18 protein-coding genes are annotated in these 19,154 nt (G+C 46.9%); 16 read left to right on the forward strand and 2 right to left on the reverse strand.

Translation table 11 applies throughout. The annotated features are described in order from the left end of the window. Positions 1–304 precede the first annotated feature (304 nt). The 16 genes from H5336_RS12425 to amtB all read left to right on the forward strand — a co-directional run bounded on the left by H5336_RS12425 (position 305) and on the right by amtB (position 15,375). Positions 305–1,207, forward strand: coding sequence for an urease accessory protein UreD (locus H5336_RS12425; protein ID WP_185234609.1), 903 nt, complete (start codon positions 305–307; stop codon positions 1,205–1,207). 76 nt (positions 1,208–1,283) lie between these two features. Continuing rightward, positions 1,284–1,586 carry an urease subunit gamma gene (gene ureA, locus H5336_RS12430; protein ID WP_185234610.1) on the forward strand — a complete coding sequence of 101 codons (303 nt, stop codon included), beginning with the start codon at positions 1,284–1,286 and terminating at the stop codon, positions 1,584–1,586. A 98-nt stretch (positions 1,587–1,684) separates the two neighbouring features. Next, the gene (locus H5336_RS12435) at positions 1,685–1,990 is read left to right on the forward strand and encodes an urease subunit beta (RefSeq protein WP_185234611.1); all 306 of its coding nucleotides are present in this window, start codon (positions 1,685–1,687) and stop codon (positions 1,988–1,990) included. Positions 1,991–2,010: 20 nt separating this feature from the next. Further along, the gene (gene ureC, locus H5336_RS12440; RefSeq protein ID WP_185234612.1) at positions 2,011–3,714 is read left to right on the forward strand and encodes an urease subunit alpha; all 1,704 of its coding nucleotides are present in this window, start codon (positions 2,011–2,013) and stop codon (positions 3,712–3,714) included. 182 nt (positions 3,715–3,896) lie between these two features. Next, a complete protein-coding gene (ureE, locus tag H5336_RS12445) occupies positions 3,897–4,349 on the forward strand; it encodes an urease accessory protein UreE (RefSeq protein ID WP_185235739.1) in 453 nt (150 codons plus the stop codon). 17 nt (positions 4,350–4,366) lie between these two features. Beyond that, positions 4,367–5,029 carry an urease accessory protein UreF gene (locus H5336_RS12450; protein WP_185235740.1) on the forward strand — a complete coding sequence of 221 codons (663 nt, stop codon included), beginning with the start codon at positions 4,367–4,369 and terminating at the stop codon, positions 5,027–5,029. Between the two features lie 119 nt (positions 5,030–5,148). Further along, complete coding sequence (gene ureG / locus H5336_RS12455) at positions 5,149–5,763, forward strand: urease accessory protein UreG (protein WP_185234613.1); 615 nt, start codon at positions 5,149–5,151, stop codon at positions 5,761–5,763. Between the two features lie 4 nt (positions 5,764–5,767). Continuing rightward, positions 5,768–6,397, forward strand: a complete 630-nt coding sequence (locus H5336_RS12460) for an urease accessory protein UreH (protein ID WP_185234614.1) — start codon at positions 5,768–5,770, stop codon at positions 6,395–6,397. Between the two features lie 273 nt (positions 6,398–6,670). Continuing rightward, positions 6,671–7,969 carry an urea ABC transporter substrate-binding protein gene (urtA, locus tag H5336_RS12465; protein ID WP_185234615.1) on the forward strand — a complete coding sequence of 433 codons (1,299 nt, stop codon included), beginning with the start codon at positions 6,671–6,673 and terminating at the stop codon, positions 7,967–7,969. Between the two features lie 161 nt (positions 7,970–8,130). Then, positions 8,131–9,804, forward strand: coding sequence for an urea ABC transporter permease subunit UrtB (gene urtB, locus H5336_RS12470; protein WP_185234618.1), 1,674 nt, complete (start codon positions 8,131–8,133; stop codon positions 9,802–9,804). 3 nt (positions 9,805–9,807) lie between these two features. Next, the gene (urtC, locus tag H5336_RS12475; RefSeq protein ID WP_185234620.1) at positions 9,808–11,001 is read left to right on the forward strand and encodes an urea ABC transporter permease subunit UrtC; all 1,194 of its coding nucleotides are present in this window, start codon (positions 9,808–9,810) and stop codon (positions 10,999–11,001) included. Further along, positions 10,998–11,774, forward strand: coding sequence for an urea ABC transporter ATP-binding protein UrtD (gene urtD / locus H5336_RS12480; protein WP_185234622.1), 777 nt, complete (start codon positions 10,998–11,000; stop codon positions 11,772–11,774). Before urtC ends, urtD begins: the two co-directional genes overlap by 4 nt. 59 nt (positions 11,775–11,833) lie before the next feature. Continuing rightward, the gene (gene urtE / locus H5336_RS12485) at positions 11,834–12,529 is read left to right on the forward strand and encodes an urea ABC transporter ATP-binding subunit UrtE (RefSeq protein ID WP_185234624.1); all 696 of its coding nucleotides are present in this window, start codon (positions 11,834–11,836) and stop codon (positions 12,527–12,529) included. Between the two features lie 417 nt (positions 12,530–12,946). Continuing rightward, positions 12,947–13,636 (forward strand): TorF family putative porin, encoded by a 690-nt coding sequence (locus H5336_RS12490; protein WP_185234626.1) that lies wholly within the window; start codon positions 12,947–12,949, stop codon positions 13,634–13,636. A gap of 98 nt (positions 13,637–13,734) precedes the next feature. After that, on the forward strand, positions 13,735–14,073 hold the full coding sequence (glnK, locus tag H5336_RS12495) for a P-II family nitrogen regulator (protein ID WP_185234628.1): 339 nt from the start codon (positions 13,735–13,737) through the stop codon (positions 14,071–14,073). Positions 14,074–14,124: 51 nt separating this feature from the next. Beyond that, positions 14,125–15,375, forward strand: a complete 1,251-nt coding sequence (gene amtB, locus H5336_RS12500) for an ammonium transporter AmtB (RefSeq protein ID WP_185234630.1) — start codon at positions 14,125–14,127, stop codon at positions 15,373–15,375. Between the two features lie 275 nt (positions 15,376–15,650). Here the strand turns inward: amtB and H5336_RS12505 are convergent, their stop codons facing one another. Together H5336_RS12505 and H5336_RS12510 are read right to left on the reverse strand one after the other, a co-directional pair. Beyond that, positions 15,651–18,035, reverse strand: coding sequence for an MFS transporter (locus H5336_RS12505; RefSeq protein ID WP_185234632.1), 2,385 nt, complete (start codon positions 18,033–18,035; stop codon positions 15,651–15,653). 29 nt (positions 18,036–18,064) lie between these two features. Beyond that, on the reverse strand, positions 18,065–19,126 hold the full coding sequence (locus tag H5336_RS12510) for a type 2 periplasmic-binding domain-containing protein (RefSeq protein ID WP_185234634.1): 1,062 nt from the start codon (positions 19,124–19,126) through the stop codon (positions 18,065–18,067). Between the last annotated feature and the right edge of the window lie 28 nt (positions 19,127–19,154).

The following is a 19,154-nucleotide window of genomic DNA, read 5'->3' on the forward strand; positions in this document are numbered from 1 at the left end:
CGTATCTGCTAGGGTGAACGCTTTTAATTGTCCTCCGCTCTTATTGGTCGCTATCGGGCTATTTTGCAATTCCGAAAAAAAATGCGCAAACTCGTTGTTTCTCGGTGCCTTAAAATGGTGGGGTTGCGGCTAAATACTTTTGCTTTGTTTGTCTGGCAAGAAACTTGCCCTGTGTATTCGTCAGAATATTGAAAAGTGCGCCAGCCCCTAAGTTGCGTTAATGTGGGGCATTTTCGCGCCTTTTTTTGGTGCGTATGAGCATTTTCGCACCATGGATAAACATAAATAACTATTGAATCTGTTCATGAATCGTCCTGTCGCCGAGTTAGTCGCCTCAACTACAGCCACCGTTGTTCTCAATATTCAGCAGGGTCGTGAATGGCGTGCGGGTATTTCACTCGGCTTTGCTTTGCGTCAGCACCGCACTCGTATCGTTACCAGTCAACATCATGGCCCATTGCGTGTGCAGCGTCCTTTTTACCCCGAGCAGCAGGATTGTTGCCATGTCTACTTGTTGCATCCGCCGGGCGGAATGGTTATTGGGGACTCCCTGAGTATTGGTGCTTCACTTGCCGAGGGTGCACAGGCGCTAATCACTACGCCCTCCGCTGGAAAAATATACGGAGCCAAGGGGGCCAGAGAAACGCAGCAACAAAGTATACATTTTCAGTTGGAGGCCGATACGTGCCTAGAATGGTTGCCGCAGGAGACCATTGTCTTCGATTCCGCCAATGGTCGCCTAAACACGCGGGTGGATCTAAGCCCCGGCGCAAAGTACGCTGGTTGGGATATTGTGCGTTTGGGCAGGGCTGCCAGTGGAGAAACATTTAATTCCGGCGAGTGTTGGCAAAACCTAGAGATCTGGCAAGAGCAAAAGCCATTGTTTATTGAACGGAACCGTATTGTTGGTGGTGGTGAATTACAACAATCAATTTGGGGGTTAAAGGGCAAGAATACACTGGGCACTTTTATCGTTACCGCTAGCATTTCGCGGGACGATCGCGATTTATGGGTAGAGCAATTAGAGGCGTTGGATGGTTCGGCAACTGAATGCTGGGGGCTTACCCAAAAACAGGATGTATTTATTGCGCGCTATTTGGGTAATGATGTTGCCCTTTGCCGAAAAGGGTTTGAATTAATCTGGAAAAATATTCGACCTACATTTAATGGTCGGGAGGCTGTTGTACCCCGCATTTGGAATACCTAATGTGCAGAGTTTGCGCTTCCGAAGAGGCCTTCGGTCTTTTAAAACTTACATAACCAATAACTGAGAGGGCTCCACAATGGAACTCAGTCCACGCGACAAAGACAAATTATTAATTTTTACTGCCGCGTTGTTGGCGGAGCGGCGAAAAGCCAAAGGTTTGAAACTCAACTACCCAGAATCCATTGCCTTAATTTCGGCAGAAATTATGGAAGGCGCGCGGGAAGGTAAAACCGTAGCGGAGCTAATGAACTACGGGCGCACTATTCTTGCCCGCGAAGATGTGATGGAAGGCATTGCTGAAATGATTCACGACGTCCAAGTAGAAGCCACCTTTCCAGACGGCACCAAGCTGGTGACGGTGCACGAACCTATTGTTTAAATAGGGTCGTTCATGATTCCTGTGAAAGTGGATATATGAGTCAATTACCAAATGTATGCCCCGTTGCGCAGGCATTTTAAAAAGACTGGAGAAAGTCAATGATTCCCGGCGAATACGATATTAAAACAGGCGACATAGAATTAAATGTGGGTCGCATTACGCTTACTGTGAAAGTGGCCAATACTGGCGACCGCCCCATTCAAGTGGGCTCCCATTACCATTTTTTTGAAACTAACGCTGCGTTAAGTTTTGATCGAGAAGCCGCAAGGGGTTTCCGTTTAAACATTGCCGCCGGAACAGCGGTACGTTTTGAGCCGGGGCAAGACCGTGAAGTGGAATTGGTTGAACTGGCTGGCTCGAAAACGGTGTACGGATTTCGCGGCGATGTAATGGGTAAACTTTAAAAAGGTATAGGAGAAAAACAATGGCAAAAATAGACCGAAAAGCCTATGCCGATATGTTCGGCCCAACCGTGGGTGATCGCGTACGTTTAGGCGATACCGAACTGTGGGTAGAGGTAGAAAAAGATTTCACTACCCATGGAGAAGAAGTGAAATTTGGCGGCGGTAAAGTGATCCGTGATGGCATGGGTCAAAGCCAAGCCTCGTGTAAAGACACGCCCGATACGGTTATTACCAACGCACTTATACTCGACCATTGGGGTATCGTTAAAGCCGATGTTGCCATTAAAGCCGGGCGCATCGCCGCTATAGGTAAAGCCGGTAACCCTGATATTCAGCCGGATGTCACGATAGAAGTTGGCCCAGGAACAGAAGTCATTGCTGGTGAAGGGCAAATTCTAACGGCGGGTGCCATTGATGCCCATATCCACTTTATTTGCCCTCAGCAAATCGAAGAAGCCTTAATGAGCGGCGTTACCACCATGATCGGTGGCGGCACAGGCCCGGCGACCGGCACCAATGCTACAACCTGTACGCCTGGCCCTTGGCATATTCAAAAAATGCTCGAAGCCGCCGAGAGTTTTGCGATGAATTTAGGCTTTCTCGCCAAAGGCAACGCCAGCTTACCCGTAGCCTTGAACGAACAAGTGGAAGCGGGGGCTTTGGGCCTAAAACTGCACGAAGACTGGGGTACTACGCCGGCGTCGATCGACTGCTGTTTAAGTGTGGCCGAAAATTACGATGTGCAGGTGGCGATTCATACCGACACCCTGAATGAATCGGGTTTTGTTGAAGACACCCTTGGTGCATTTAAAGGCCGCACTATTCACACCTACCATACCGAAGGTGCGGGTGGGGGGCATGCGCCGGATATTATTAAAGCCTGTGGCTCCGACAATGTATTACCTTCATCCACAAATCCAACACGTCCTTACACGGTAAATACCGTAGATGAACATTTGGATATGTTGATGGTCTGTCATCATCTCGACCCCAACATTCCAGAAGATGTCGCCTTTGCCGATTCGCGTATTCGCAAAGAAACCATTGCCGCTGAAGATATTCTTCACGACCTTGGTGCTTTTTCTATGATTGCCTCGGATTCCCAAGCCATGGGCCGCGTCGGTGAAGTGGTGTGCCGCACATGGCAAACCGCACATAAAATGAAAGTGCAACGTGGAGCACTGCCGCAGGACAGCGATTATAGCGATAACTTTCGGGCAAAACGTTATATCGCCAAATACACCATTAACCCGGCACTGGCTCACGGCATATCGCATGAAGTAGGCTCTATTGAAGTGGGTAAATTGGCTGACATCGTTTTATGGAAGCCCGCTTTTTTTGGTGTGAAACCATCGATGATTATTAAAGGCGGTGCAATAGCTGCAGCGCCTATGGGTGACCCCAACGCATCAATTCCTACACCGCAGCCTGTACACTATCGCCCTATGTTCGGAGCGTTTGGAAAGGCCGCAATGGGAACATCGGTCAGTTTTGTTTCCCAAGCGGCAATCGATGCCGGTATTGCCGCCAGCTATAAATTAGAGCGCCGATTGGTTGCTGTAAAGAATTGTCGAAGCGTGCAAAAGAAAGACATGATTCACAACGATTATCAGCCAGTAATGGAAGTGGACCCAGAAACCTATGAAGTGCGCGCGGATGGGCAGTTATTGACCTGCGAGCCTGCGGAGGTGCTTCCACTGGCGCAGCGGTACTTTCTATTTTAATTCAGCGCGCACGGAGCAGCCTACGTCCTTCTGGAGCAGTCGCAAGCTCCTTGTTGGAACGTTCGCAAGCTCACTTCTGGACTGGTTTTTCCAGCAGGCCGAAGGCCGCTCCAGCAGCGAGCTCGCGAGCGCTCCAGATTCCAGCAGTCGCGTAGCGGCGCCCCATGAACAAAGTGAGTACCATGCTAGAAGCATTTGAAATAAAAAAAGATATTGATAAGAGTGATTACGAAGTAGTTGTCACCTACGAAGAACGAAAAAAAAGTAGGTATAAACTTAATACCACTGGGGGCGAGCCATTAGGTTGGTTTCTTGAGCGTGGTCATATACTGAAAGACGGAGAGTTTTTACAGTGTTCCAATGGCAAAGCGGTAAAAATTACGGCGGCCGATGAATCTATAAGCGAAGTAGCCAACGGCAATAGTTTATTGCTCACGCGTGCGGCTTATCACCTGGGTAATCGTCATGTACCTCTGCAGATAGGGGAAGGCTATTTACGTTATCAGCACGACCATGTGTTAGACGAAATGGTAAGGGGGTTGGGTTTGGATGTGGTTCATGCGAATAAACCCTTCCACCCTGAAAACGGCGCATACCACGGTGGCGGTGGCGGCCATCATCATCATGAACATTGATGGCGATTGAATTAAAAATGGATCAAAAATTACTGCATCTTATGCATTTGGTTAGCCCGGCTTTACCGGTTGGTGCATATGCTTACTCCCAAGGGCAGGAATATGCCGTAGAAAGTGGCTGGCTTAAAGGTGACGGTGCGTTAGCGGAATGGATTAGCGGTGTTCTACGTTTTAGCGTGGGTTGTTTGGATTTGCCGGTACTCTTACGATTACATGCCGCATGGGCAGCCAACGACGCGGAAAAAGTTAACGAATGGAATCATTTTGTGCGGGCAAATCGCGAAACTAGTGAACTGCTGCTGGAAGATGAGCAACTTGGTCAGGCATTACAGCGTTTATTAGTCTCGCTTGATATTCAATCGACAATTGAAATAGCTGCGCCCAGCAGTTTTGTTACTCAGTTCGCACTGGCGGGTGTACGTTGGCAAATTAGCTCCGACGATTTAATACAAGGTTTTGCATGGAGCTGGTTAGAAAATCAAATAGCTGCTGCCACAAAAATTGTGCCTTTGGGGCAAACCCATGCACAACAATTATTGGTTCAACTGATGGCGTTAATACCAGAGGTCTGCGCTAAAGCGAAACAATTAAGTGACGATGAAATTGGTATTGGGTTGCCCGCTTTGGCGATTGCCTCGTCATTACACGAAAGGCAGTATTCCCGTCTATTTCGGTCTTAACTGGGGTGTTTAGGCGCGCTCTATTGTAAGAGCGCTTTATAGCAATAAAGTACACATCTCATGTGGCTTAGAGAGCGAAATTAGATGTGTGAAATTAAAGCGAGAAAAGAAAAATAGTTATGACCAACAAAAAACCCACATTAAGACTTGGCATTGGTGGCCCCGTAGGCTCTGGAAAAACCGCACTGGTTAAAACGCTTTGTGCGGTGTTAAAAGACAAATACAGCATTGCGGTGATTACCAACGACATTTACACCCGCGAAGATGCCGAATTCCTTTTGCGTCACGAGGTGCTGGAACAAGACCGTATTATGGGTGTAGAAACGGGCGGTTGCCCCCATACGGCTATTCGTGAAGATGCCTCCATGAATTTGTCTGCCGTGGCCGAATTGCAAAACCGTTTTGATAACCTCGATGTGATATTGATTGAGAGCGGTGGCGACAATTTAGCCGCTACCTTTAGCCCAGAACTTTCCGATTTAACACTCTATGTCATCGATGTTTCCGCCGGAGATAAAATCCCACGTAAAGGTGGGCCAGGTATAACCAAATCTGACCTTCTTATTATCAATAAAATCGATTTGGCACCTTACGTTGGCGCGGACTTAGGCGTGATGGATCGCGATGCTAAAAAAATGCGTGGCGAAAAGCCCTTTGTATTCTCTAATTTAAAAGATGAAATTGGCGTGAAGGAAATCATAAGCTTTATCGAAAAACAAGGCATGCTGGGGTAGCGCAATGGAAACCGCCGCAATCACCAGTTTTTTGTTTATGGGTTTGGCTCTAGGCTTGATACACGCCTTCGATCCCGATCATCTCGCGGCTGTGAGCGGCTTAAGTGCCGGGGACGTTAATACCAGTGAACGAGCCCCGTCGCTATTGGGTAACTTTCGTTTTGCCATACAGTGGTCTGTGGGGCATGGTTCGGCCCTGCTTATTATTGCCTTGTTTGTCTTTGTAGCCGGTAGCGCCATTCCTGCAGAGCTCAGCGCATTCGCTGAACACAGTGTCGCGTTTATGTTGATAGCGATAGGCCTATTGGCATTCTGGCGACTCAAAACAAATCGTGAGCACCTTGCTAGCGGTGTAAGCGCGCCAATTGTTGGCCTGATTCACGGTACTGCCGGGTCTGCTCCACTGCTGGCACTAATTCCTGTGTCTCAAATTACCCAGCCTGCCGTCGGTATTGTCTACGTGCTGTTTTTTAGTGCAGGGGTAGTGCTGGCTATGGCTGGTTTTGGGGGGGTGATTGCTCACTCAATGCGCATGGTAAAGCGTAGTTACCATGCGTTACATGCCGTGCTTCAAGGCTTTATGGCGGCATTTTCGTTATTGCTTGGCCTGTATCTCGCTTTTTCAAGCCTGTAATTCAAGTGGCGCACCAATAGTGTGTTGATAAAAGAATGCACCTGCGTTTTAGCACTGGAATGGTGCACAGGATATCGGCGGCGGTTGTTACAAATTAAGTCAGCATTTAATGCATACGCTAAATCTCTTTATTTTTCAAATACTTAAGAATAATATTTTCGTCTGAATCGTCAAAAACCAAATTGGCACCATTTCTGCGTTGTCTCTTCCGCATTACCCGTACGGGAAATAAAAAAATTTAACCCAACACACATCTCTTCGGAGGAGATAAACATGCAAAAACTTTTGAAAAAAACGGGTATAGCCTTGGGGGCTGTAGCACTGACAATTGGTGCTTATACCGCGCAGGCTGCCGATACAATCAAGGTTGGCGTACTTCATTCTCTATCGGGCACCATGGCTATTAGTGAAACTACACTGAAAGATACCGTGTTAATGATGGTGGAAGAGCAAAACAAAAAAGGCGGCCTGCTGGGTAAGAAGTTAGAAGCGGTGGTAGTAGACCCGGCCTCAAACTGGCCTCTGTTTGCTGAAAAAACTAAAGAGCTTTTAGAAAAAGAAAAAGTTGACGTTATTTTCGGCTGCTGGACTTCAGTATCACGCAAATCAGTACTGCCTGTTATTGAAGAGCTGAATGGCCTGCTGTTCTACCCGGTTCAATACGAAGGTGAAGAATCTTCGAAAAATGTTTTCTACACCGGTGCGGCACCTAACCAGCAGGCGATCCCTGCCGTTGACTACCTAATGAGCAAAGACGGTGGTGACGTTAAGCGTTGGGTTCTAGAAGGTACCGACTATGTGTACCCGCGTACGACCAATAAAATTCTTGAGCAGTACCTGCTCAGTAAAGGCGTGAAAGCGGCCGATATTTCTATTAACTATACGCCGTTTGGCCATTCAGACTGGCAAACACGTGTAGCTGAAATTAAGAAATTTGGCTCTGCTGGCAAGAAAACAGCCGTTGTTTCCACCATCAATGGCGATGCTAACGTGCCTTTCTACAAAGAGCTGGGTAACGCTGGTGTGTCTGCGGAAGATATTCCTGTTGTTGCTTTCTCTGTAGGTGAAGAAGAGCTGAGTGGTTTCGATACCAAGCCTCTGGTAGGTCACCTGGCTGCATGGAATTACTTCATGAGTGTTGACGATGAAGCTAACGATGCATTTATCGCTAAGTGGCACAAGTTTATTAAGAGTGAAGAGCGTGTAACCAACGACCCAATGGAGGCAACCTATATTGGCTTTAAAGCATGGGCTAAAGCAGTAGAGAAAGCCAAAACGACCGACGTCGATAAAGTGCGCTCTGCTATGTACGGCATTCAGGTTTCTAACCTGACCGGTGGCATTGCTGAAGTTCTGCCTAACCACCACTTCACCAAGCCTGTATTAATTGGTGAAATTCAAGAAGACGGTCAGTTTGAAACGGTATGGTCTACAGACAGCGAAGTTGCTGGCGATGCCTGGACTGATTTCCTGCCAGAAAGCGCCAAAATTATTTCGGATTGGCAAGACCCTAAAGTGGCTTGCGGTAATTACAATACTGAAACCAAGAAATGCTCTGGTCAAAACTTTTAGTGGCTAATAACGGCCAGACTTTAAAGAGATTCTGAGTTAAATTGAATCTTATACAGTGTGATTGCCCCGGCGTAAGCCGGGGTAATTAAATGGCGATTTGGCAAAGTATGGTGCAATGCTTGCCGAATCAATAAGCCAATTAAGCAATTTGCGGAAAAAAAATGAAAGCTAAACTAATAGCCGCTTTTCTATTGCTTGCCACAGTTGTTTTATCTTTTTCAAACACCTATGCCGATAATACGGCAGACGGGATTGTGTTTGAAAAAGAGCTGGCCACTGCAGAGCAGGTACAGTTCGATGGGTTAGTGGGGGAGTTGAGCGCAAAGTCGTTTTCCACTAAAGCCGATGTTATCGACAAATTATCCAATTCCAAAGATCTTCGTGCGCTGTCAACCTTCAAAATTATGTTGGCTGGTTCACTCTATTATCAAAAAAGTGACAAAACTATTGTTACTATCGAAAAGGTTGAGGGCGGCTTTCTGGTTACCAGTGTTGCTTCTGGCGAAGTGCTGGGTGTGGTTGGTAAACGGAAGGTTAAAAAAGTGACTATCAATAATCAGTTGCGTGAGAAATTACGTACCGCCATAGCCATTTTGGAACTCACCGCCGACGATAAGGCGCTTCGCCTAGAGTCTGCTCGTAATCTTATTAAATCCCCCGACGACAGCTTGCGCGAACTGCTCAGTGAAACGCTATTAAGCGAAAAAAGTGAGGACGTTAGGCATCTGTTGCAAGTGGCGATAGCGCGTATCGATATTAAATCGGGCGAAAAAGCCCTACGCATGGCCGCTGTAGAAAAATTGGGTACGGCCGTCGAACCAGAAGCCGTTGCCGTGTTGAATCAGCTTGTCGAAAAAGATGAGAATGGCAAATATGTAGAAGCCGATAAAGAGCTTGCGCAGCTGGCCGAAAAGAAATTAAAACTGGTGGATACTAAACTTAGTTTTTTCAAATTTGCGGAAAACTTACTGTTTGGGATTAGTCTAGGCTCGGTACTTTTACTGGCAGCGATTGGTTTAGCGATTACCTTCGGCGTGATGGGCGTTATCAATATGGCCCACGGCGAAATGATAATGTTGGGTGCTTATACTACTTTCGCAATCCAACAAATGTTCCCTAATTTGATGGGGGTTTCGCTAATACTGGCAATTCCCGCGGCTTTTTTGGTGTCGGGTACCACAGGCGTACTGATAGAACGTCTCGTTATTCGCCACCTATACGGCCGCCCACTCGATACGCTTCTTGCGACCTTTGGCATTAGCTTAATACTACAGCAAGCCGTTCGTACCTACCGTGCAAACAATGTACCCGTGGTAACCCCTGAGTGGATGAGTGGTTCCTGGGTGATTAATGGCGCAATGTCGGTAACCTTCAACCGCATTTTTATTCTGCTGTTCGCACTCTTTGTATTATTTATGCTCGCACTACTGCTACGTAAAACACTAGTAGGTTTGCAGATGCGCGCCGTTACCCAAAACCGTGCAATGGCGAACTCTATGGGTATTCGTTCCAACTGGGTGGATGCGCTTACATTTGGTTTGGGTTCGGGTATTGCGGGTATTGCCGGTGTAGCGCTTAGCCAGATCACCAATGTAGGCCCGAACCTAGGCCAGAGCTACATCATCGATTCCTTTATGGTTGTAGTGTTTGGCGGTGTCGGCAATTTAATGGGTACTTTTATTGGTGCTATGAGCTTGGGGATTGTAAATAAATTCCTTGAGCCGGTTACCGGTGCCGTAATTGGAAAAATTATTGTGTTGGTATTTATTATTCTATTTATCCAATGGCGGCCGCGCGGACTATTTGCGCTTAAAGGCCGGTTTGTGGAGGATTAAATTATGTTTAAGCATTCTCTACTCTATACCCTAATTGCGAACGATAAAGTGGGCCGCTATGTGCTTGCAGCGCTGGCGTTGGCCATGTTTGTTATTCCGCTATTAAACCTGTTAATGCCAGAGGGCTCGTTCTTCCATGTGCCCACCTATACCGTAACTCTGCTGGGGAAATACCTTTGCTATGCACTATTGGCGTTAGCGTTGGATTTGGTTTGGGGCTACTGTGGCATTCTAAGTCTGGGGCATGGCGCTTTTTTTGCACTAGGTGGCTATGCCATGGGTATGTACCTGATGCGTCAGATCGGTGATCGTGGCGTATACGGTAACCCAATCCTGCCGGACTTTATGGTATTTCTGAATTTGGATAAGCTGCCGTGGTTTTGGCAGGGCTTCGATATGTTCTGGTTCGCCATGGTAATGGTGATGTTCGTACCGGCGTTGTTGGCATTTATTTTTGGTTGGCTGGCGTTTCGTTCACGGGTAACCGGGGTTTATCTGTCTATTATTACTCAGGCGTTAACCTACGCACTTTGGCAGGCCTTCCTACTTAACGATTTTGGTTTTGGCGGTAATAACGGTTTTACCGACTTTAAGGAAATTATAGGCTTTAATGTACAGGCCGATGGCACACGCATAGCCTTGTTTATGCTCTCGGCCTTTTTTGTGATTCTGGCGTACTTGTTAAGCCGCTATATCACCACATCTAAATTTGGTCGGGTTCTGGTTTCTATTCGCGATGCCGAAAGCCGTTCGCGCTTTCTGGGTTATCGGGTTGAGCACTACAAATTATTTGTTTTTGTTATATCGGCAATATTGGCCGGTATAGCCGGTGCTTTGTTTGTACCGCAGGTGGGTATTATTAACCCCGGAGAATTTCACCCGCTGAATTCTATCGAAATTGTTATATGGGTGGCGCTAGGCGGCAGAGGCACCCTGTACGGGGCGATAATCGGTGCGGTTGTTGTTAATTACGCAAAAACCTATTTCACTGGGGCCTTCCCCGAAATCTGGCTGTTTATGTTGGGTGGTCTCTTTGTTATTTCTACCACTTTTTTACCGCGCGGAATTGTGGGCTTAGCCGAAGATTTGGTGGCAAGGCGAAAAAAGACGCTCGACAAGCATGAGACTAGCGAAGAAAGGCCGGACGGTAAAAATCCGAATGACAAAAATATTTCAGTTGGGGGGGCAGAGGCATGACACAGATTGATTTGCCCACAAACGCGCAGTCTCAAGTTCGCAGTATTTTGTACCTAAACGGCGTTACTAAATCGTTTGATGGCTTTAAAGCCATCAATAATCTTTCGCTTGATATCTCGCCGGGTGAGTTGCGAGCCATTATAGGCCCCAATGGTGCAGGAAAAAGTACGATGATGGATATCATCACCGGCAAAACCCGCCCCGATGAAGGTGAAGTACGTTTTAAAGATAATATTGATTTAACCCGCTTCGATGAGGCCGATATTGCCAATATGGGTATAGGCCGAAAATTTCAGAAACCAACGGTAATAGAAAGCCTAACCGTGTGGGACAATTTGGAATTGGCCTTGGCCGGAAACCGCAAAATTTGGCAAACACTGTTTTTTAAATTGAAAGCAGAGCAGTCCAGCCGTGTGGAAGAAGTTATGGAGTTAATTGGTCTAAAAGAAAAAAAATTAGACCTGGCTGCAAATTTGTCCCATGGGCAGAAGCAGTGGTTAGAAATTGGCATGTTGTTTATCCAAGAACCGGAAGTACTATTGGTAGACGAACCCGCCGGTGGCATGACGGACTACGAAACCATGGAAACCGCACGTCTGCTAAAAGATATTGCTAAAAGTCACTCGGTAATCGTGGTAGAACACGATATGGAATTTGTGCGAGCTTTGGAAAGTAAGGTCACGGTACTGCATGAAGGTAGTGTGCTAGCCGAAGGCTCTCTGGAAAAAGTGTCGGCGGACCCACGGGTAATTGAGGTGTATTTAGGCCGGTAATTCAGTGCTTAGGTTATTCTAATCTACACAAACATCGTGTACTACACGGGTTAAATTATATGTTAAGTGCAAAAAATATTGATTTATTCTACGGTGCCAGTCAGGCGTTGAGTGACGTAAGCCTGGAGGCAAAGCAGGGTGAAATCACCTGCATTCTCGGGCGTAACGGTGTAGGCAAGTCCAGCCTTATGCAGGCTGTAACGGGGCGAGAGCCAGTGCGTGCAGGTAGTATTACCTGGAATGAAAAAGATATTACCAAGTTATCGGCTGCGGAAAGAGCCCGCCTGGGTATTGCCTATGTACCTCAAGGCCGCCAAATTTTTTCTCAGTTGACCGTATTGGAAAATATGAAAACGGGTTTTGCGGCACTGCCGAGATCGCAACGAAAAATAAAGGATGAAATATTCGATTTATTTCCCGTATTGCGAAAAATGACGCGTCGGCGTGGGGGTGATCTGTCTGGAGGGCAGCAACAGCAGTTGTCGATTGCTCGTGCATTGGTTATGCAGCCCAAGCTATTAATTTTGGACGAGCCTACCGAGGGTATTCAGCCATCGATCATTAAAGATATTCACAGCGTTATCAGTATTCTGCGCCAGCAGGGTGAGATGGCAATCCTTCTTGTTGAGCAGTACTTTGAATTTGCCCGAGATCTAGGTGACAAATACTCGGTGATGGATCGCGGTGTTGTGACGCTCTCGGGCGAGGTTGCTTCTATGAATGAGGAGGAGGTTCGTAAGTACCTTACGGTGTAATCCCGAGTGTCTATATTCTAGTTTACCGCTTCCTTTTACCCATCTAATTACCCATCTGGCAAACCGATTAGCCCTCCCTTGAAGGGCTAATCAACGCATGCCGAGATTGAGCATAATTCACACATTTTCCATTGTCCGTCCTTTGCGCTAGTACCTCGTAAATAAGCCTGTTTTTTGTCCCACTTACATAACGCGTTATTTGAGTGCAAAACCTCGTGCACTAGTTTGGGGATTGCACCATTTCTGTGCTTTTGGCGCGCCTGTTTGTATTGGTTGTGCCGGGTGACACCGTTAACTAATTGATAAATATAGAAATAATAAAGTTGGCTTAGTTAGTGCAAATCCAAAGGCAAGCTCGTTCGTAATGGGTAGCGAAAAGCTAACAAAACATACAAAAGTTAATTTTGGAGGAAACACATGAAAATATCTAAATCAATTCTTGCTGGTGCTGTAGCGGCTTCTGTCGCTTTAGTGGGTATGGCTCCTGTTGCTCAGGCTGAAGTGTCTGCTTCTGTTGGTGTGGCGAGTAGTTACTTGTGGCGCGGTATCGACCTAGGTGACGGTTACGGTACTCCGGCTGTTTTTGGTGACCTGGGCTTCAGCGAAGGCGGTTTCTACGCGGGTACTTGGGTCAGTTCTGGTGATGCAAATGGCGGAACCGAGTACGATTTGTATTTGGGTTATGGCGGTGAAGCGGGTGATTTCTCTTACGATGTGAGCCTCTGGTCCTACCAGTACCCAACTGCTTCTACTCGTTATTTAGGTTTTAACAGCGAAGGTGAAATCGTCGTATCCCCATCTAATGACGAAAGTAACATCGGTGATTTGATGGAAGCCGTCGTATCTCTTGGTTACGGTCCTGTGAGCTTGAGCTACTACCACGGTATCCAGGATTTGGAAGATTACTACTACGTTAATGCGGGCGTATCTTTCGGCGATTTCGGTGTTAATTTGGGTGCACATGAAGATGACATGATGCACATAGATTTCTCCTACGCCTACAACGACAACTTGAGCTTCACTTTTAGCCAGGTTGTTGACAATGTTGACGGCGACTACGATGACGATTTGAATGTGGTTGTTTCCTACAGCATACCTATCGAATAAGCATTGCTTGAAAGTCGCTGGCTAGTTTTGTCGGCGGCTTTATTGACTGATTAAAATATTTGCAGCCTAGGCTGCACAAACATTATAGGAGCAGTCCGATGAAATTAATAACTGCCGTAATCAAGCCTTTTAAGTTGGATGCTGTCCGTGAGGCTTTATCTGAGATTGGTGTGCAAGGTATTACCGTGACTGAAGTAAAAGGCTTTGGCCGTCAAAAAGGTCACACTGAACTCTATCGTGGTGCAGAGTACGTAGTAGATTTTCTCCCCAAAACTAAATTGGAAGTGGCGGTCGCCGACGATCAATTGGATTCTGTTGTAGAAGCCATTAGCAAAGCTGCACACAGCGGCAAGATCGGTGATGGAAAAATCTTTGTTTCCACCCTGGAACAGGTTGTTCGTATACGTACGGGCGAATCTGGCGAAGAAGCCCTGTAAATCCTTACTTAGTTTATGAGTAAGTAGAATCCCAAATTCCGGAGAACTGCTATGGAACAATCAATTTTTGAATTGCAGTACGCTTTAGATACCTTTTATTTCTTGGTATGTGGCGCACTCGTAATGTGGATGGCCGCGGGCTTTTCAATGCTCGAGTCTGGTCTTGTCCGCTCTAAAAACACAACTGAAATTTTAACCAAGAACGTTTCCCTGTATGCGATTGCTTCCATCATGTATTTCGTGTGCGGCTACGCCATTATGTACGGCAAAACTTGGTTTTTAACGGGTATTGTTGGAGATGGTGTTGTTGGGGCTGAAGAGCCTGCGACCTATGCACCTTCTGCCGATTTCTTCTTTCAGGTCGTATTCGTCGCTACGGCTATGTCTATTGTCTCGGGCGCTGTTGCTGAACGTATGAAGCTTTGGGCCTTCCTGCTGTTTGCTGTTGTGATGACGGGTTTTATCTACCCAATGGAAGGCGCATGGACCTGGGGTGAGCAAGAAGTATTTGGTCTCTTCCAGATCAAAGGAAAGGCTGAAGGTGTTAATTTTCAAGACTTTGCCGGGTCTGGCATCGTTCATATGGCTGGTGCTGGTGCTGCCTTGGCTGGCGTATTGTTGTTGGGCGCTCGTAAAGGTAAGTATGGCCCTAATGGTGAAGTAAATGCGATTCCAGGTGCGAATTTACCTCTTGCTACTCTGGGTACATTTATCTTGTGGATGGGTTGGTTTGGATTTAACGGTGGCTCTCAGCTGGCGACTTCCAGTGTAGGCGATGCTAACGCAGTGGCTGTAATCTTTATGAACACAAATGCCGCTGCGGCCGGTGGCCTAGTTGCCGCTTTGATTGTTGCTCGTATTCTGTTCGGTAAAGCAGACCTTACAATGGCGTTGAATGGTGCTCTTGCCGGTTTAGTCGCTATTACAGCTGGCCCTGACACTCCTAGTCCTTTGGCGGCCACATTGATTGGCGCGGTTGGTGGTGTGTTGGTTGTGTTTAGCATTATCACCCTGGATAAGCTCAAGATTGATGATCCTGTAGGTGCGATTTCCGTTCACGGAGTTGTTGGCTTCTTTGGTGTGATGGTTGTACCTTTGACCAATACTGACGCTAGTTTCGGAATGCAGTTACTCGGTGCTCTCACTATCTTCGGATGGGTATTCATCACCAGCTTTATTGTTTGGTATGTAATTAAGCTGATCATGGGCATTCGCGTCAGCGAAGAAGAAGAGTTCGACGGTGTGGATATTTCTGAATGTGGTATGGAAGCTTACCCAGAGTTTGTTTCTGGCTCAAAGTAAGTCGTTAATTGCGCTATCTACTGACTCCCTTGTTTAGGGGGAGGCAATGAGAAAAGGCATTTAACCATCCATAAAAAACCCGGGTACTGAAAAGTACCCGGGTTTTTTATGGATGGTTAGCCTGATTAACGATATCTGGGGAGTATCAATTAGGAAGGCACCCGTTCAACCCAATAATTTTTATTAGAGGTAGGCGGGAATTGTCAACAGCGTTGGGTGGAGTAATTTGTGGGCGTAGGGAAAGCCGCCAATCCAGGATAGATTGGCGACGACCGTTACTGGTGGCTAGGCTTTCGTTGCGATAACCAAAATATGAAGGCAAAGGCTGTGGTGACAGCGGCTATAATTTGAAACAGCTGCATTTGCCCCTCGCCAGCATCAAAGAAAGCAAACGACCAGGCAAAAATGATGGGGCCCAGTACATGGCCAATACGCTCGACAAAGCGATAAAGAGAAAGGCTACTGTTCACCCCTACACGGTTCGCAAACTGAGTATCGAGAACACTGGCAACAATGGGGGCGGCAATAAGGCCGTTGGAATAGCCTACAACAATTACCCCTACAACAACGGCGGTATGCTGGTATATAGGTGAACCCAAAAGTGCGAAAGCGCCCAAGATAAAGCAACCTAGAGCGCTGCCCAGCATACCCATGAGTAAAATGGAATTGGTATTAAAGCGCTTGGCAACTTTGGGTACAAAATAATTAGAGAGCATAACGGAGAACGCAAACAGCATAAGTAATTGGCCGATCTGCGGTTTACTGAATTCCAGTTGTGCAAGCAATATGGGTATGGTGAAAAAGATTGCCCCGTTATAGATAATTTTGCTGTAAGTACCGACAAACAGGCTGGAAACCAAAAACTTTGCATCGCTTGTGGCATTGCTCAGTGTGGCCGCAAAAGAAACGGCAGGTTGCGGCGCTGTTTCAGTATTAGTGGTGGAGCTGCGTTTAGCCATAAAAAGATAAACGAGAAAAACATTCACTATGGCGACGGCGGTAGCAGACAGAAAAATGCCCTTGGCACCAACATAAATAAACATTAAAGCGCCCATGGCGGCGCCGGACAATATACCGCTGTTTTGGGCAAATACAATACGTGCCGAACCGCTAGCACGCTGTGAGCTCGCGACTGAATTGAGAATGTAAGATTGAATAGCGATAAACAATAAGCCGTGACCCGCACCGGAAATAAAGCGTGCAGCAAAGGCAATTTCTAACTGTTCGTTGGTGGCCATCAGGGCTGCGCCTACCGCCGTCAAAATACAGCCTACTAATACGGTGCTTTTAGCGCCGACGGCGCTGACAAGCTTGCCCGCGGGAATTAGCAATAACACAAAAGCTGCAAAAAAGAACGAGAACAATAGCGAATAAAGATTGCTGTGGGTGGCAATAGAGCGTAGATAGTCAGGCATAAACGAAGCATTAAGGCCCTCCATAAATACCGCCAAAAACCACACGCACTGTACCAGCGTAACACTGTGGCGAGAGGAGAGTGTTTGGTGATCTACGCTGTTGGCTTTCTGGCGTTCGGCGAAGCGCAGTTCTGATACGGAGGTGACCAGACGAAACCAGATATAGGCAATAAAACAACAGGAAACAAATAGTGCTGCAAAGTTAATGACATTATTAATGATTTTATCGCGTACCACACTCGCCTGTGGGTAGACTTTAATCGTTGCCGAACCGGAATCATTAATGGCCGCGCTAAGAAACTCGGCATCGGCTGGTACTCTGCTGTGTTTAGGATAGTGAATCAGTGTTTTATCGTCAAAACTGAGCTCGAAGCGCGCCATTTCCGACGCGTTGCTGTAAAAGTTTTCAACGATATTATTTACGCCGTCCAAATCTTCCTCTGACAAGCGGCCGATATTGGGAATAATGGAAAGTTGATGAGCAAGAGAGCGAGCGTATTGGTCTGCCTTGGCGTAAACACCATTTTTGTAAATCGATACGGATGATAGTGTGATAACGCCAGCCATAATGAAAAATGCAGCGGCGCTTAGACTTTGAAAATGCTTGGTTCCCTTTGCTGAGCGTTTTTGCAGCAGCAATAATGCCATAGCCAATAGAAATGAAAGTGTTACGAACGTTATCAGCAGTATTTGCGGTAGATTTTCTAAGCCTTGGTCAATGACGTGGGGAGGAATGGCTTGGGCAATACAGCCCACCGGCTTGCTGGCGCCATGACGAAGCAGTGGCGTAATAACCCACCAAACGGTATCGCTTTGATGGGGGCCGGTTAAATCACAAACATGGGGAAAATTTGGTCTTAATGGTGGGCTGGCCGATGGGTAAAGCCGCGTAACACTTTTTTTATCGTCGCCTTCCAGCGTAAAAACCATAAGATTTTCGTCTGCAACAAAACCTGCAACGACGGCAATACTTTTATCTGAACCCTTGTCCAAAGTTTTACCTGACGTTGCACGACGGCTCGAGTGGGATTCTCGATCAAGATAATTGAGAATGTCTGCCACAAAGCTGACCTTCAGGCCGGCATCGAGAAAGTCGCCAATTAACCCCTGTAGCTGAACCGCTTTTGCTTGTTCTCGTTCCAGTAACAAGTTGGTGTAAACATGGCGGGCATCGCCAATACCCACAAATATGAGTACCAGCATCGCCAATAGCGGGATGGACAAAAACGAAAAATACTTAATCATGAAACGCTCTTAAGGCCTAGGGCTACAAATTAATGGGCGTCGGCATGATGGAGCAGGCTGCCGTTGCTATCTGTGAGGGAAATATAGTATTGAATACTGCTGTCGATAAATTTGGCTGCACCGGCACCATCCAAATAGCTGTCGGGGGCCATTTTATTTGCCTTGTTGAAGGCTTGGTAGGTTTTGGATCGGTAGGCACAAGACAGCACTTCGTGGAGGTAATCGTAGCGTGGTTGTTCGACACCAGAGTGCACGAAAAAACCACGGAAACGCTCGAGCGTTGGCATACCTTTTTCAATAAATTCTTTTAGGCTAGGTGCGCCTTCTATGGTGTCATTTGGCTGAACAGGCAAAGAAATAATGGGTTTAAATAATTTTCGATCGATAAAAACACTCACATCGCCGGGCTGTTCAATAAGTAAGTCTGCTTTGTCTTGGATAATGGCCATATAGCGTTCAGACGGATTATTAATCGCTTGGTCCTCAATTCGCAGTCCGTATTGTGTGTTCAACTCATCAATATAGAGGTCTTCCATGGAGCCCTTGTGGCCAACCACGGCCACTTTAACTGGGTTATTGCTCGCATAGGTAACGAATTCGGGCCAGTTGGTAAACCGCTGTTCAACGTAGTTGCGAATAAAGAGTTGGCTATAGGTGCGCTGAACAATGGCGAGTGGTTTGAGGCGGCTTTTGTCTATGGTTTTGTGCCCCTCATGCATATGAATATAGGGGGCGACATCATCCACGTGTTGCAAAAGCGTGTAGCCATTTTCCGGAAGCAAATAAAATTGGCGAATAGCCTCTAAGCCGTTATCGCCGGTGATATGTTGCAAGGTAATGTTGGTACCTTCGGGCAGATAAGGCAACATGGCCTCGCGCATTTTGGCGCTTAACTGGTGTGAACCCCCGCCTTCTCCGCGGGGAATAATAATGGTGATGGTTTTCTGGTGTTGATCCAAAAAACCTTCCGGTGATGTGGGTGTTTTTGTGCAGGCTGATGGATCATTGGCCGCGTTAGTTAACAAGGCTAAAAACAGCAGTCCGATTCCGAGCAACGGGCGTGCGCAGGTGAAAAAAATGTGTGTATTCATAACAATGTGTGTAGCCAAATATAGGGTG

It is taken from the genome of Teredinibacter franksiae, from assembly GCF_014218805.1.
GTDB lineage: Bacteria > Pseudomonadota > Gammaproteobacteria > Pseudomonadales > Cellvibrionaceae > Teredinibacter > Teredinibacter franksiae.